General features: G+C 71.6%; 1 pseudogene. It reads right to left on the minus strand.

What is annotated here, in order from left to right:
* Nucleotides 1-401 (minus strand): annotated as a pseudogene (locus G3I78_RS50055) (NADH dehydrogenase subunit D); the annotation flags it as partial.

The following is a 401-nucleotide window of genomic DNA, read 5'->3' on the forward strand; positions in this document are numbered from 1 at the left end:
GATCGCGAGCTGCGCGGGCCAGGCGATCTTGCGGTCGCCCACCATGACAGGCTGCCCGGCCGTCTTCTCGAGGCGCTCGAGGCACTGCGCCACGATGTGCAGCGACTGGTAGCACTCCTCGAGCCGCAGCACGACGCGGTCGTAGCTGTCGGCGCCGGTCGCGGTGGGGACGTCGAAGTCGTACGTCTCGTAGCCGCAGTACGGGTCGGACTTGCGCACGTCGTACGGGTGACCGGTCGAGCGCAGCACCGGCCCGGTGATGCCGAGCGCCATGCAGCCCGCGAGGCTGAGGTGCCCGACGCCGACGAGGCGGCCCTTGAAGATCGGGTTGGCGAGCAGGAGGTCGCCGAGCTGGCCGAGGTACCGGCGGATGAGCGGGTCCGCGGCGCGCTCCTGCTCGG

It is taken from the genome of Streptomyces sp. SID13726 (genome assembly GCF_010548375.1).
Classification (GTDB): Bacteria; Actinomycetota; Actinomycetes; order Streptomycetales; family Streptomycetaceae; genus Streptomyces.